Here is a 14,186-nt window from a genome sequence, read left to right as displayed (position 1 = left end):
CCAAGATCGTGCCGCTTACGGGGATTCGCTCGCCTCTTCCGGGCAGTGCCGCGGGCACGCCCGGGGAGCCCGTGGGGCGTCGCGGTCCCGGACGGTCGCGGCGGCACGGCGCAGGGCGGCGAGCACCGTGCGGACGGCGCCGCGCGCCGCGCGTTCGGGCCGGTGGAGCACGTCGATGTGGCGCCGGGCGTGGACGCCGCTGAGCGGTTTGAGGGTCAGGGCGGGGTGCGGACGCGTGGTCCAGCGGGGCATCAGGGCCAGGCCGCCGCCCGCGGCGACGGCCTCGGCGACCACCGTGAACTCGTTCACGCGGTGCACGATGTCGAGCCGCCGGTTCGCGGCGGTCGCGATGGCGTCGATGGTGGCGAGGAGCGGGAAGCCGTCGTGCACCGTGATCCACGGCTGGTCCGCGACGTCGTGCGGGGTGAGTCGGCGCCTGGCGGCCAGCGGATGGCCCACCGGCAGGGCCACGTCCAGGGGTTCGCGCAGCAGCGTGGTGGCGGCGACCGAGCGCGGCCACGGCGGCGCCGGGTCCAGACGGTGGGCGAGCACGAGGTCGTACTCCCGGGTGAGCAGCGGGAACCGGTCCTGCGCCACGTCCTCGTCGGCGAGGGCGAGCCGGGGGTGGCCGGGCCCGGCCAGATCGCGGAGCAGCAGCGGGAAGAACGCCCCGGCCGCGCTGTGGAAGGCGGCCACGGACACCGGCCCGTCCGGCTCGTTGAGGAACGCGTCGATGGTGTGCCGGGCGTGGGCGAGCGCGCTCTCCACGCCGACCGCCGCGTCGGCGAGCGCCTGCCCGGCGTCGGTGAGGACGAGGCGGCGCCCGTCGCGCTCGGTGAGGGGCACAGGGATCGCCCGCTGGAGCAGCCGCAGCTGCTGGGACACCGCCGAGGGCGTCATCAGCAGCGCCTCGGCGGCCGCGGTGACGCTGCCGAGGTCGCCGAGTTCCCGCAGGATCCGCAACTGCCGCTCGTTCATCGGCACATCGTAGAGAACGATGTAGTGATGCTTCACCATCGCTGAAGAAGCACGCCCTTGGCTTCAACATCACGAACAGGCAGCGTAAGCGGGGTGTCAGTGAACCTCGCCCTTCCGGCCCGCCGCGCCGACGCCGTCCTGCTGCTCGTCGCCCTCGTGTGGGGCTCCAGCTACCTGGCCGCGAAGACGGCCGTCGACGTGCTGCCCGTCATGGTGGTGCTGTGCGCGCGGTACGTGCTGTCCGCGGCCGTCTGCCTCCCGCTGGTCACCGCGCGGCGCCGGGACCGGCGCTTCACCCGGGACGAGTGGACGGCCGGCGGAATCCTCGGGCTCACCCAGGCGGCCGTCCTGGTCCTGGAGACGTACGGCGTCGCGCACACCAGCGCGGCCAACGCGGGCCTGATCATCAGCCTCACCATCGTGCTCACGCCGTTCCTCGACCGCGCGTCCGGCGCGGGGCGGCTGCCGCCGCGCTTCTTCGCCGCGACCGGCGTGTGCCTGCTGGCCGTCGCCCTGCTGATGTCCGGCAGCGGCTTCCACGGGCTGCGCGGCGGCGACCTGTTGATGCTGGCGGCCGCGGTGGTGCGGGCGGCGCACGTGGCGCTCGTGGGGCGCCTCACGGCGGGCCGTGCGGTGCGGCCGCTGCACCTGACCACCGTGCAGACCGTCGTCGGCTCCGCCGTGTTCGCGGTGCCCGCCGCGAGCGGCCTCCCGGCGCTTGGCTCGGCGGACGCCGCCGTGTGGGGGCAGCTCGTGTATCTCGCCCTGTTCTGCAGCGTGTTCGCCTTCCTCGCGCAGACCTGGGCGGTGCAGCGCAGCTCGGCGAGCCGGGCCAGCCTGCTCCTGGGCACCGAGCCGGTGTGGGCGGTGGCGGTCGGCATCGGCCTCGGCGGGGAGCGCTTCACGGTCTTCGCCGCCGTGGGCGCCGCGCTGATGGTGGCGGGCACGTACTGGGGTCAGGCCGTCGAACGCGCCCACCGGACCGGGCCGGGCGAGCGGGGGGCCGGTGTCCCCGGGGAGCGCGAAGGCCGGACGGCTTCTGTGCCGTCCGGCCCCGATGCGCGGAGCGTCCCCTGACGCGAACGTCAGTCGGAGTGACGCGTCAGCGAGAGGACGTGTCAGTCAGAGGACGTGTCAGTCAGAGTGATGCCTCAGTCAGAGTGATGCCTCAGTCCGTGCGAGGCGTCAGTCCCACTTGTAGCCGTCCCCGAAGTTCAGGGTGTGCTCCAGGACGTCCTCCATCGGGTCGTCGATCTGGCCGGTGTTGATCAGCGCCACCACCGGCGCGTTGTGCGAGTCGCGGTGCGTCTCGTCGGCGTGTGCCGCGCCGGCCGACACGACGACCGGTCCGATGGCCACCGCGGCCACCAGCGCCCAGCGGGACAGCTTCCTCACCCGACTGCCGTTCACAACCTGCTCCTTGCCTCGTCCGGCCGGTGTGACCCACCGGCCCGAGCGGACCGGCTGCTCCGGCCCCCTCGTCGTACCCAACGGCCCAACGGATCAAGGAGTCACCGACGATCATACGAACGGGTTGTCTGTAAGGAGTTTCAACTTCCTCCGGCCGGAAATATCTCCCCGCCCCCTACGGTTCAGTCGATCATGAACGCAGAGACACCGGCTCCGAAGAACCCCCGCTCCACCTCGTACCCGCACTCCTCGAAGACGGCCTGGACCGCGGCCTTCCGCTCCGCGGTCCTCAGCCCCTACGAGTCCATCGAGCTCTTCGAGCGCCGTGGTTTCACCGACCGGACCGTCCGTCAGGTCATCCGGCTCGCCGGTGGCGGCAGCGCCCTGCGCATACGGCTGAGCAACCAGTACGGCAAGACCCCGCTGCGCATCGCGGGGGCCCGTCTGGCGCGGCGCGTCCGGCACAGCGCCGTCGACACCGCGACGGACACCCCCGTGCTGTTCGACGGCGCCGCCGAGGTCGTCGTCGAGCCGGGCGCGGAGGTCATCAGCGACGCCGTCGAGCGCGTGGTGCACGCGGGCGAGGAGTGGGCGCTGAGCCTGTACCTGCCCGAGGAGACCGGCCTGAGCACCTACGCGGCCGTGCCGAACACCACCGGCTACGCCGTCCCCGGGAACGCCCTGGGCGCCGCGTCGCTCGACAGCGCCGAGGGCCTGGAACTCCTCGTGACGCGGCACTACATCACGGGCGCCGACGTCCTCGCCCCGGCCGGGACGCCCGTCACCGTGGCGTTCGGCGACTCCTGGTTCGAGGGCTTCGGCAGCACGCCCGACACCGACCGCCGCCTCCCCGACCTGCTGAACGCGCGCCTGCCCGAAGGCGCGGGCTGGGTGGTCAACCAGGGCCTGTCCGCCAACCGCCTCCTCACCGACGAGGTCGGCGACAGCGCCCTGGCACGGCTCGAGCGCGACGTGCTCTCCGTGCCCGGCGTCACCCACGTCCTGGTCCACCTCGGCGTGAACGACCTCGGCACGCCCGGCCAGCTGGCCCACCCCGAGCCCGCGGAGCCGCCCTCCGCCGCCGAGCTCATCGCGGGCCTGACCACCCTCGCCGACCGGCTGCACGCGGCCGGGCTCACCGCGATCGCCACGACCATCGGCCCCTACAAGGGCACGATCTTCGACGGCTACGACAGCCCGGCGGGCCAGGCCGTCGCCCACCGGGTCAACGCCTGGATCCGCGGCGCGGACAGCCCTTTCGACGCCTACGTCGACACCGCGGCCGCCGTCGCCGACCCGCAGGACCCGGAACGCATCCACCCGGACCTGGGCAGCGGCGACGGCCTGCACGTCAACGACGAGGGCTTCCGGGTCCTCGCGGACGCGGTGGACCTCGCGCTCCTCGCGGCGCCCCGACCGGTCAAGTAGGCGGAAGGTGACGATGTACGCGATATCCCTGGGTGACGACGGTGCGGAGCTGCGGCCGCTGGAGCCGTGGCAGGCCGAGGAGTTCCTCGCGCACGTGGACCGGGGGCGGGAGTTCATCGGGCGGCACAACGGCCTGCCGGACGTCATCACCGACCTGGCGTCGAGCCGGGCCTACCTCCAGGCGTACGCGGACAAGGCCGCCGCCGACGCCGGGCGGATCTGCGGCATCCACTGGGACGGCAGGCTCGTCGGCGCCGTCATCCTGCGCCGGATGGACATCGGGCAGGGCACCGCGGAGGCGGGCTGCTGGCTGGAGCCGGAGGCGGCGGGCAGGGGCCTGGTCACCCGAGCGGCGCGCGCCCTGATCGACTGGGCCGTCGAGGAGCGCGGCATCCACCGCGTGGAGTGGTGGGTCTCGTCGGGCAACGCGCCGAGCATCGCCGTGGCGAAGCGGCTCGGCATGACGCGCGACGGCGTGCTCAAGGAGAGCTACCTGTACCGGGGCGTGCGGTACGACGAAGAGATCTGGTCGGTGCTCGCGCCCGCGTGGCGGGCGGAGAAGGGGACCGCGTAGCCCCGGCGCCCCGCACCCCCTGCCGCGCGGCTCAGTGGCCGTGCGGGATGAGCCGTCCGACGGCCTTCCACGTCGCGCGCAGGCCGCGGCGGACCTCCGTGGACGGCGGGGGCGCCGCCGTCGCGAGCGGGGCGTGGGCCACGGGCTTGGCGCGGACCTCCCAGTCGCACGGGGGAGAGGGGCAGTCGGCCGCCGGGCCCCGCTGCCCCTCGCCGATGACCACCGCCAGCGCGTCGTCGTGCGCCTTGAGCCCGACGCTGACGAGCGTGAGCAGGAGCGCGATGTCCATGTCGCAGTCGAGCAGCACCGTGATCCACGACGCCCCGGGCCGCACCCGGAGCGCGGAACTGTGTCTCAGCTGCGGCCGCAGCCGGTCGACGGCCGCGCGGGTGAGACAGACGTCCGCCGCGTCGTCGCAGTGGAAGTGGATCAGTTCGTAGCCCGCTCGCGCGGGCGTGCCCGGTGTGCCGAAGGAACGTCCCACCGCGCATCGGGGAGAGCCGCTCACGAGGTTCGGCCATGACTCCAGCTGGGTCATGGCACGTTGCGCCGCCGTCATGTGCCCCATCGTCGCGCGGATTTCACCCTGCCAACTACCCCTGTTCACGAGCCGCTTTCCTGTGGGGGCCCGGGCCGCGGTCGCGCCTGAGGTCAGCAAGGGTATGGGTGTCTTCCGGTGGGGCGGAAGGGGGTGGACCGTGTCACCCGCGCGTGCCGACGACGTGCGGTGTTGTCGTACCGCAGGACCCCACGTGAGTGTCATAGATCACATAGGCATTCGGGAACTCGCCCTTCGTCCCGCTCGACCCATGGACCGGTCCGGTCACCACCGGAGCACCTCGTACCACTTGACCGGCACCAGGAGAGCACGACATGTCCGCCGCACCCCCTGCCCCCGCCCCGCCCGACGGGCGGCCCGCCCCCACGGCGGAGCCCGCCACCCGGCGGTCCGTCCGGTCCTCGCTGCGCCCGCTGGTGCTGCGGCTGCACTTCTACGCCGGGGTGCTCATCGCGCCCTTCCTGCTCGTCGCCGCCGCGACGGGCTTCCTCTACGCGGCCTCGTACACGGCGGAGAAGGTCGTGTACGCCGATCAGCTGACGGTGCCCGTGGGGGACCGGGAGCTGCCGATCGAGCGGCAGGTCGCCGCGGCCCGCAAGGCCCACCCCAAGGGGACGGTCGCCGCGGTGCGCCCGTCGGCGGAGGACGGCGCGACGACCCGGGTGCTCCTCTCCGGGGTGCCGGGCGTCGCCGAGGACCGCACCCTCGCCGTCTTCGTGAACCCGTACAACGGCGAGGTGCGCGGGGCCGAGGAGAGCTACGGCTCCAGCGGCGCGCTGCCGCTGCGCACCTGGATCTCCGGGCTCCACCGCGATCTGCAGTTGGGCGAGACGGGCCGCCTGTACAGCGAACTCGCCGCGAGCTGGCTGTGGGTGATCGCGGGCGGCGGCCTCGTGCTGTGGTTCGGGCGCCGCCGGGCCCGGCGCAAGCTGCGCGGCACGACGGGCCGTCGGCGGCTGCTCTCGCTGCACGGCTCGGTGGGCGTCTGGGCGGCCGGAGGGCTGTTCTTCCTCTCCGCCACGGGCCTGACCTGGTCGACGTACGCGGGCGAGAGCATCGGCGACCTGCGGGAGGCCCTCGGCCAGACGACGCCGGCGGTGTCGGCGAGCGCGGCCGGGGCGGCCGCGGGAGAGCACGCCGGGCACGGCGGCGGCACCGGCGGTACCGGCAGGTCCGGCGGCGCGGACGACGTCGGCCTCGACGCCGTCCTCAAGGCGGCGCGCGCCAAGGGCCTCACGAACCCGGTGGAGATCGTCCCGCCCGCCGACGACTCCTCCGCGTACGTCGTCAAGCAGACCGAGCGCACCTGGCCCGGCAAGGCGGACTCCGCCGCGATCGACCCCCGTACCGGCGAGGTCACCGACGTCCTGCGGTTCGACGACTTCCCGGTCCTCGCCAAGCTGACCCGCTGGGGCATCGACGCGCACTCCGGCACCCTCTTCGGCCTCGCGAACCAGATCGTGCTCGCCGCCCTCGCGCTCGCCCTGGTCCTGCTGATCGTGTGGGGCTACCGGATGTGGTGGCTGCGTGGCAGCGGCAGCGCGTTCGGCCGGCCGCTGCCCCGCGGCGCCTGGCAGCACGTCCCGGCGTACGTCCTGGTCCCGTTGATGGCGGCGATCGCGGTGCTCGGCTACTTCGTACCGCTGCTCGGCATCCCGCTGGCCGCGTTCCTGGCGCTCGACGTCCTGCTGGGGGAGATCGCCTACCGGCGCGGCAGGCGCGACCCCTCCGGTCAGCGGGCGGCCTAGCGCCGCGACCGGTCGGCTCAGGCCCGCATGCCGCCGTCGACCCGCAGGACCGCGCCGGTGACGTAGGAGGAGCGGTCGCTGAGGAGCCAGGCGGCGGCCTCGGCGATCTCCCGCGGCTCCGCGGCGCGGCCCAGCGGGGTCAGGGAGTTGAGCTGGTCGATGGTGCCGGGGGACCGCGCGTCCCACTCCTGGAGCATCTCGGTGAGCGTGGTGCCGGGCGCGATGGCGTTGACGCGGATGCCCTCAGGTCCGTACGTGGCGGCCGCCGACGCGGTGAGGCTGTTGAGGGCCCCCTTCGTCGCGGCGTACACGGGCAGCTGCGGGTTGGCCATCAGGCTGCCGACGCTGGAGGTGTTGACGATGGCGCCGCGTCCCGCGGTGGCGCGGATGGCGGCGACCTCGGCGTTCATGGCCAGCCACGGGCCCTTGAGGTTCACGGCGCCGATCTGGTCGAAGTCGGCCTCGGAGAGCTGGTCCATCGGGCCCGGCCGCTGACCCGCAGCGCCGTTGTTGAAGGCCGCGTCGAGGCGGCCGTACAGCTCCACGCAGCGGTCGACGGCGGCACGGACGCTCGCCGGGTCCGCGAGGTCGCACACCACGTGCTCCGCGGTGCCGCCCGCCGCCCGGATCTCCTCGGTCACGGCCTTGAGCTCGGTCTCCGTACGGGCCGCGAGGACCACCCGGGCGCCCTCCCGGGCGAAGAGACGGGCGGCCGCGGCGCCGATGCCGCGACCGGCACCGGTGATGAGGGCGACCTTGTCGGTGAGCAGGCCCGCCGTGGTGATGGAGGTGATCGGTGTGTTGTTCATGCCGACGAGCCTGGGCCCGGCCGCCCCGCTCATCCAGGCACTGGCAGTGCCTGGATGCGTACCGCCGCCTCCGTCCACACTGGACGTGTGGATCAACGTGAACGACGAGAGCTCGGCGACTTCCTGCGCAGCAGGCGGGAGCGCATCACCCCCGCCGACGTGGGGCTGCCCGCGGGGCCGCGCCGCCGCACCCCTGGGCTGCGCCGCGAGGAGGTGGCGCAGCTGGCGTTCATCTCCGCCGAGTACTACGCGCGTCTGGAGCAGGCCCGCGCCCCGCACCCCTCGCGCGAGGTCCTCGCCCAGCTCACGCGTGCGCTGCGCCTGACGGATGCCGAGCGCGACCACCTCCTCCGGCTCGCGGGCGCCCCGCCCGAAACGCCGTCCGGTCCGTCGCGGGAGGTGCGGCCGAGCATCGTCGACCTGCTGCGGCGGATGCCGGACGCCGCAGCGGTCGTGCTCTCCGCGACGTACGAGGTCCTTGCCTGGAACGATCTGGCGGCCGCCCTCCTTGAGGACTTCTCCGCCCTTCCGCGCCGGGACCGGAACCTCGTGCGGCGGGCCTACCTCGGTCCGCACCAGGGCGGCCGTCGGCTGTACGGCCTCTCGGACGCGGACGAGTTCGCCCGGACCGCGGCCCGGCAGCTGCGCGCCGCCGCGGCCCGCTACCCCGACGACGCGGAGGTGTCGGGCCTGGTCGCGGAACTCCTCGCGGGCAGCGCGGAGTTCACCCGCATCTGGGCCTCGCACGACGTGGCCGACCGGCCCGCCTTCTGCGGGACCTTCGCCCATCCCCTCGTCGGCCCCGTCCCCGTCCGCGGCGACGTCCTTGACCTCACCGACCGGGACCAGCGGGTCCTCGTCTACAGCGCCGCCCCCGGCTCGCCGTCGGCGGAGGCCCTGCGGCTGCTCTCGGTGATCGGCACGCAGAGCATGGGCGTGCCCGGCTGACCCCGCGCCCGCGCGGGGTGACGGCCGTCGTCACGGGGCCTGTTCGGCCCCGTTGCCGCCCGCGGCGCCGACGATCTACCCTCCCGGGGATCTATGACGCCAAGTCAGGTGGGGTGCGCGGTGGACTACGAGGACTACAAGCAGTACGACGCGGTCGGGCTCGCCGAGTTGGTGGCGCGGGGTGACGCGTCACCGGCCGAGCTCCTCGAAGCGGCCCTGGCGCGCGCCGAGGCCGTCAACGGCAAGATCAACGCCATCGTCCGCCCGATGCCGGGCGTCGCGCGCGAGCGCGCCGCGGACGAACTCACCGGACCCTTCGCCGGAGTCCCGTTCCTGATCAAGGACTTGATGCAGGACTACGAAGGGCGGCCGACGGGGCGCGGCTCCCGCGCGGCCCAGGGGCTCGTCGCGGCGCGCCACAGCGAGGCCGTGCGGCGGTGGCTCGACGCCGGGCTCGTCGTCTTCGGGCAGACGAACACCCCCGAGTTCGGCATCAAGAGCGTCACCGAGCCCGAGGCCAACGGGGCGACGCGCAACCCCTGGGACCTCGGCCGCACGCCGGGCGGTTCGTCCGGGGGCTCCGCGGCCGCCGTCGCCGCGGGCATCGTCCCGGCCGCGGGCGCCAACGACGGCGGCGGCTCGATCCGCATACCCGCCGCGTGCTGCGGCCTGTTCGGCCTCAAGCCGGGGCGCGGCCTGGTGCCCGCGGGCCCCGCGTACGGGGAGCTGCTCGCGGGCGCGGCGACCGACGGCGTCGTCTCCCGTACGGTGCGCGACAGCGCGGCCCTGCTCGACGTCCTCACCGCGCACCCCGACCCGGGCGGCCCGTACCTCGCGGCCCGCCCCGAGGAGCCCTATGCCGAACTGGCCCGGCGCACCCCGCGGAGGCTGCGCGTCGGAGTGAGCACCCGCTCGCCGATCGGCACCCCGGTGGCCCGCGAAGCCGTCGAAGCCGTCGACGCGGCCGTCAAGCTCCTGACCGGCCTCGGCCACGAGGTGGAGGAGGCGGAGCCCGCCGTCGACGGCCTGCGCATGGCCGACGACTTCATGACCATGTACGCGGTGGAGAACGCGGCGGCGCTGGCCGAGCTGAAGCACAGGACCGGCGCGGGCGACGACCAGTTCGAGCTCGACACCCACCTCATCGCGGCCGCGGGCCGCGCGGTCGGCGCCGTGGAGCACTCCGTACGGCACGCGCGTTGGAACACCTACGCCCGTCAACTGGCCGCGTTCCACCAGACGTACGACGTGCTGCTCACCCCGACGCTCGCCCGGCCGCCGGTGCGGATCGGGGAGCTCGACACGCCCTGGCTGACCCGGCAGGTCGGCAAGGCGCTGCTCAAGGCGGGCGTGGCGGGCCGGTTCAGCAGGACCGGGCTGTGGAAGCGGAGCGTCGTCCAGAACCTCGCGCCCAACCCGTTCACGCAGCTCGCCAACATCACGGGCCGCCCCGCGATGTCGGTCCCGCTGTACCGCACGCCTGACGGTCTGCCCCTGGGCGTGCAGTTCGGCGGCCCGCTGGGCAGCGAGGGGCTGCTGCTCGCCCTCGCCGGACAACTGGAATCGGCCGCTCCCTGGGCTCAGGAGCGGCCGACCCTGTAGCGGTGGCGCGGTGGCTACGGCGAAGTGATCAACGCACGTCGACGTAGTCGCCCGCGGCCTTGACGGCGCCGGCGGTGGAGGTGCCCGCGAAGCTGTAGCGGTAGTAGCCGTCGGCCGAGGCCTTGACCGTGGTCTTCAGGTTGCCCTTGTTGTCGGTCTTGACGGTCTTGACCGCGGTGTAGGCGCTGGCGCCCTTCTTCTTGTACTCCAGGGTCACCGACTGGCCGGTGTAGCCGGAGTACTTGTGGGTCTCCCAGTTGGCGCGGGTCAGGGCGCCGGTGACGGTCAGCGTCTTGCCCTTCTTGATCGGCTCGGGCGAGGCGTTGACCGTCAGCTTCGACTCGCGCTGGAGGTTGAACTTCCCGGCCTTCTCCGCGTAGATGCTGTCGGTGTCGGAGACCAGCAGGGGGTTGACGTACCACGTGCCCGCGGGCTTGTTGTCGTAGAAGTCGACGTCGGGGTCGATCGTGAACGTCCCCGTGCAGGTCGCCTTCGTGCCCTCGGTGGTGCACTTGGGGGTGGTCTGCGGCTGCGCCAGGTTCGAGTCCGGGCCGAACAGGGTGATGTCGGACTCGGTGATCGCGGAGTCGGTGTCCGCCGTCATCGAGACCTTGAAGGTCTTGCCCGCGGTGGTGCCGAGCGCGACCGGCTTGCCGTCGTTCACCGTGACCTTCGTGATCGTGATGCCCTCGGGCGCGGCGGCCACGGCCCCGGGGGCGGTGAAGCCCACGGCGGCCGCGGCGAGCACGGAGCCGAACACGGCGATGCGAGTGCGGTGTTGCATGACTGGTCCCCCACGGATGGTGCCGGGACGCGTGTGCTTCCCGGCGACAGATGTGAACGAGGTGACCTTACGGTCTTCACCGCATCTTCATCACCGTGGTGATCGCCACGTGCGTCGCGTACAACCTTTCGCGGGGGTGGTGTGCGAGCGGCCGGAGCGCCGGGGCGGTGGCCGTCAGGCGGGCGGGTCCGGGACCTCGCGCGGTTCGAGGGGCCGGGTGGCGGGGCCGTGCAGGACCGAGCCGTCCGTCGCGAAGCGGGAGCCGTGGCAGGGGCATTCCCAGGCCTGCTCGGCGTCGTTGAAGTGCACCAGACAGCCGAGGTGGGTGCAGCGCGCGGAGAGCGCGCTGACCTGTCCGCTCGCGTCGCGGTGGACGGCGCAGCGTCGGCCGTCCAGGCGTACGACGGCTCCGTTGCCGGGCGAGATGTCGCCGACCGAGTCGACGTGGCCGGTGTGCAGCCGGTCGCCGACGAAGTGCTTGGCCACGGCCGCCTGGTGGGCGGCGAGGCGGCCCGCGTCGCGGATCGGCGGCAGTCGGCGCGGATCGTACAGCTCGGTCCAGGCGGGCCGTGGCGCGCCGGTGATGTGGGCGCTGAGCAGGCGGCCCGCCATGACGCCGTTGCTCATGCCCCAGCCGCCGAAGCCGGTGGCGACGTAGACGTGCTGGGTGCCGGGGTGGGCGTGGCCCACGTACGGCACGTGGTCGAGGGAGTCGTTGTCCTGCGCCGCCCAGCGGTAGCCGCTGTCCGCCCGGTCGAAGTGCGGCACGTGGGCGCGCGCCCAGGAGTCGAGCCGGTCGAAGCGCTCCGACACGTCGCCCGTCCCCGGGGTGAAGGACTCCCCGGTGACGATGGCGAGGCGCCGCTCCTCGTCGTACGGCGCGCTGCGCAGCGAACGGACCCCGCCCTCCGGCGTGAGGTACATGCCCGCGGGGGCCGCGGCCGACGGCACCGGCGCCGCGAGCACCAGTTCCCGGCGGGGGGTGAGCCGGGTGAAGAGCAGGGTGCGGTCGAAGACCGGGTAGTGCGTGGCGATGACCACGTCGCGCGTCCGCACGGTGGCGCCGGTCTCGGTGGTGAGGCGGCAGCGGTGGCTGTCGTGAAGGCCGGTGACCCGGGCGCGCTCGAAGACGCGTCCTCCGGCCCTGGTGAGGTGCTCGGCCAGGGCGAGCAGGAACTTCCGTGGATGGAACTGGAGTTGACCGTCGACGCGGACCGCGCCCGCGATGGCGAAGGGGAGTTCGGTGTCGGTCACGAAGGAGGCGTCGAGTCCGGCCCGCCGTGCCGCCGCGGCCTCCTCCTGGAGCTCGGGAACGCGTGCGGGGTCCTGGAGGTAGGTGAAGGCGGGGGCGCGCTCCAGATCCGCGTCGATACGGAGGTCCGCGCACAGCTCCGCGGTCCGCTCGACCGCGTCCTGCTGGGAGAGGGCGTAGAGGCGCGCGGCGTCGGCGCCCTGCTTGGCTTCGAGGGGCGCGTAGACGAGCCCGTGCGCGGCGCTGAGCTTGGCCGTCGTGTAGCCGCTCACGCCCGCGGCGATCCGGTCCGCCTCCAGGAGGACCACGTCGAGACCGGAGCGGACCAGGTCCCAGGCCGTGCAAAGCCCGGCGATGCCGCCGCCGACGACCGCGACGTCGGCCGTCACGTCCTTGTCGGGGGCCGGATAGTGGGTTCGCGGCGTGGAGGCCAGCCAGTACGACTCGTCGACAACCGCGGAGCGTTCCATGCAGTTCCCCTTTCGGAGCCGGGGCGGGCGCCGCCGCGGCTCGGGGGAGCGCGCGGCGGCCGGGAGCGTGCGGTGCGCTACCAGTAGTGCCGGCGTCCCCCCACCGCGTGTCCGACGGCGCCGAGCAGCCAGAGGACGGCGCCGACGGCGACGAGGATGACGCCGATCGTCCAGAGGATCGAGATACCGGCCACCAGGCCGATGATGAGCAGAACGAGGCCGATCGCGATCATTGGGTCCTCCAATGTCCGTACATATTCCAGTATGCGCCAGTCGGTGGGATGTCGTACCGGCTGTGGCGTCGAGAGGGCGTCGGGCGGCACGGGCCGCCGGGCGTGGAGCCGCCTTGCTCGACGCGACCGCGCGGTGTCGTCGTCGAGACGGCGTGAGAACCCCAGTACCCCGCTTCCGGGGCTCGACACGCCGTCCGGTCACACCACGCGTCGGAGCGCCTCCGGCGTGAGGTCGGCGAGCGTCGGATAGCCGTCGACGGCCATGATCAGGTCGGTCTCGGCGAGGAGCGAGCGGAGCACGTGGACGACGCCGTCGACGCCGCCGAGGGCGAGACCGTACGCATAGGGGCGGCCGATGCCGACGGCGGTGGCCCCGAGGGCGAGCGCCTTGACGAGGTCCGCGCCGCTGCGGACGCCGGAGTCGAAGAGCACCGGAAGGCCGTCGGCGGCCGCCACCACGCCGGGCAGCGCGTCGAGCGCGGGCAGACCGCCGTTGGCCTGCCGGCCGCCGTGGTTGGAGCAGTACACGGCGTCCGCGCCGCCGTCCTTGGCCCGGCGCACGTCGTCGGGGTGACAGAGGCCCTTGAGGATCAGCGGCAGATCGGTCAGCGAGCGCAGCCAGGGCAGGTCCGCCCAGGTCAGCGGATTCCCGAAGACGCGCACCCAGTGGAGGACGGCGTCCTGCGGGGCCTCCTCGGGCGGGCGCTTCAGCTGGGCGCGGAAGACCGGGTCCGAGAAGTAGTTGGCGAGGCAGTGGCCGCGCAACTGGGGGAAGTTGCTGACGCCAAGGTCGCGCGGGCGCCAGCCGGTGACCCAGGTGTCGAGGGTGACCACGATGCCCTGGAACCCGGCCGCCTCCGCACGGCGCACGAGGCTCTCCGCCAGGTCCCGGTCGGTGGGGGTGTAGAGCTGGAAGTAGCCGGGCGTGTCCCCGAGTTCGGCGGCGACGTCCTCCATCGGGTCGACGGACAGCGTGGAGGCGATCATCGGCACGCCGGTGCGGGCGGACGCCCGCGCGGCGGCCACGTCACCGTGCCCGTCCTGCGCGCACAGGCCGAGCACGCCGATCGGCGCCATGAGCGCGGGCGACGGCAGCGTCGTCCCGAACAGCTCGACGGACAGGTCGCGCTCGGCGGCACCGACGAGCATGCGCGGGACGAGCCCCCAGCCCTCGAAGGCGGTGACGTTGACGCGCTGGGTGCGCTCGTCCCCGGCGCCGCCCGCGACGTACGACCACACCGAGGGCGGGAGCACGGCCTCCGCTCGCGCCTCCCACTCCGCGAAGCCCATCGGGAAGGGCGGGACGACCCCGCCGAGCCCGTTGAGGTAGATCTCGTTCTGGTACGCGCCGAATGGCTGCCCCATGTGCCTGCCCCTCCGTCCGCGGCCGC

At 73.6% G+C, this 14,186-nt stretch carries 14 protein-coding genes; 6 read left to right on the top strand and 8 right to left on the bottom strand.

The genetic code is table 11. The features are described 5' to 3' along the window. Positions 1–15 precede the first annotated feature (15 nt). Complete coding sequence (locus tag CP982_RS04575) at positions 16–978, bottom strand: LysR family transcriptional regulator (protein WP_150509289.1); 963 nt, start codon at positions 976–978, stop codon at positions 16–18. Between the two features lie 99 nt (positions 979–1,077). On the opposite strand from CP982_RS04575, the gene CP982_RS04570 reads away from it, so the two are divergent. After that, positions 1,078–2,055 (top strand): DMT family transporter, encoded by a 978-nt coding sequence (locus CP982_RS04570; protein ID WP_150515308.1) that lies wholly within the window; start codon positions 1,078–1,080, stop codon positions 2,053–2,055. A 108-nt stretch (positions 2,056–2,163) separates the two neighbouring features. Here CP982_RS04570 and CP982_RS04565 read toward each other — a convergent pair whose 3' ends face one another. Next, complete coding sequence (locus CP982_RS04565) at positions 2,164–2,364, bottom strand: hypothetical protein (RefSeq protein WP_170316616.1); 201 nt, start codon at positions 2,362–2,364, stop codon at positions 2,164–2,166. Between the two features lie 216 nt (positions 2,365–2,580). On the opposite strand from CP982_RS04565, the gene CP982_RS04560 reads away from it, so the two are divergent. Then, entirely contained in the window at positions 2,581–3,816 is a 1,236-nt protein-coding gene (locus CP982_RS04560) for an SGNH/GDSL hydrolase family protein (RefSeq protein WP_150509288.1), read from the top strand. Between the two features lie 13 nt (positions 3,817–3,829). Continuing rightward, on the top strand, positions 3,830–4,390 hold the full coding sequence (locus CP982_RS04555) for a GNAT family N-acetyltransferase (protein ID WP_150515306.1): 561 nt from the start codon (positions 3,830–3,832) through the stop codon (positions 4,388–4,390). A 31-nt stretch (positions 4,391–4,421) separates the two neighbouring features. On the opposite strand, the gene CP982_RS41555 is transcribed toward CP982_RS04555, so the two are convergent. After that, positions 4,422–4,949: a luciferase domain-containing protein gene (locus CP982_RS41555; protein WP_170316357.1), complete on the bottom strand. Its 528-nt coding sequence runs from the start codon at positions 4,947–4,949 to the stop codon at positions 4,422–4,424. A 314-nt stretch (positions 4,950–5,263) separates the two neighbouring features. Between CP982_RS41555 and CP982_RS04545 the strand changes: the two genes are divergently transcribed. Then, a complete protein-coding gene (locus CP982_RS04545) occupies positions 5,264–6,697 on the top strand; it encodes a PepSY-associated TM helix domain-containing protein (protein ID WP_150509287.1) in 1,434 nt (477 codons plus the stop codon). A 17-nt stretch (positions 6,698–6,714) separates the two neighbouring features. Here CP982_RS04545 and CP982_RS04540 read toward each other — a convergent pair whose 3' ends face one another. After that, positions 6,715–7,506 (bottom strand): SDR family NAD(P)-dependent oxidoreductase, encoded by a 792-nt coding sequence (locus tag CP982_RS04540; RefSeq protein WP_229878844.1) that lies wholly within the window; start codon positions 7,504–7,506, stop codon positions 6,715–6,717. 87 nt (positions 7,507–7,593) lie between these two features. Here CP982_RS04540 and CP982_RS04535 point away from each other — a divergent pair, with 87 nt between their 5' ends. Together CP982_RS04535 and CP982_RS04530 are read left to right on the top strand one after the other, a co-directional pair. Next, complete coding sequence (locus tag CP982_RS04535; protein ID WP_229878843.1) at positions 7,594–8,454, top strand: helix-turn-helix transcriptional regulator; 861 nt, start codon at positions 7,594–7,596, stop codon at positions 8,452–8,454. 93 nt (positions 8,455–8,547) lie between these two features. Then, a complete protein-coding gene (locus CP982_RS04530) occupies positions 8,548–10,056 on the top strand; it encodes an amidase (RefSeq protein ID WP_221514616.1) in 1,509 nt (502 codons plus the stop codon). Positions 10,057–10,084: 28 nt separating this feature from the next. Here CP982_RS04530 and CP982_RS04525 read toward each other — a convergent pair whose 3' ends face one another. From CP982_RS04525 to CP982_RS04515, 4 genes are all read right to left on the bottom strand, one after another. After that, positions 10,085–10,840: a calcium-binding protein gene (locus tag CP982_RS04525; protein ID WP_150509284.1), complete on the bottom strand. Its 756-nt coding sequence runs from the start codon at positions 10,838–10,840 to the stop codon at positions 10,085–10,087. A gap of 174 nt (positions 10,841–11,014) precedes the next feature. After that, the gene (locus CP982_RS04520; protein ID WP_150509283.1) at positions 11,015–12,562 is read right to left on the bottom strand and encodes an FAD-dependent oxidoreductase; all 1,548 of its coding nucleotides are present in this window, start codon (positions 12,560–12,562) and stop codon (positions 11,015–11,017) included. Between the two features lie 77 nt (positions 12,563–12,639). Next, positions 12,640–12,795, bottom strand: coding sequence for a DUF6131 family protein (locus tag CP982_RS41550; RefSeq protein ID WP_170316356.1), 156 nt, complete (start codon positions 12,793–12,795; stop codon positions 12,640–12,642). Between the two features lie 198 nt (positions 12,796–12,993). Continuing rightward, positions 12,994–14,160 (bottom strand): lactate 2-monooxygenase, encoded by a 1,167-nt coding sequence (locus CP982_RS04515; protein WP_150509282.1) that lies wholly within the window; start codon positions 14,158–14,160, stop codon positions 12,994–12,996. Between the last annotated feature and the right edge of the window lie 26 nt (positions 14,161–14,186).

Origin of the sequence: Streptomyces spectabilis, from assembly GCF_008704795.1 — a bacterium.
Classification (GTDB): Bacteria; Actinomycetota; Actinomycetes; order Streptomycetales; family Streptomycetaceae; genus Streptomyces; species Streptomyces spectabilis.
This window is presented reverse-complemented; position numbering and strand designations above follow the sequence as displayed.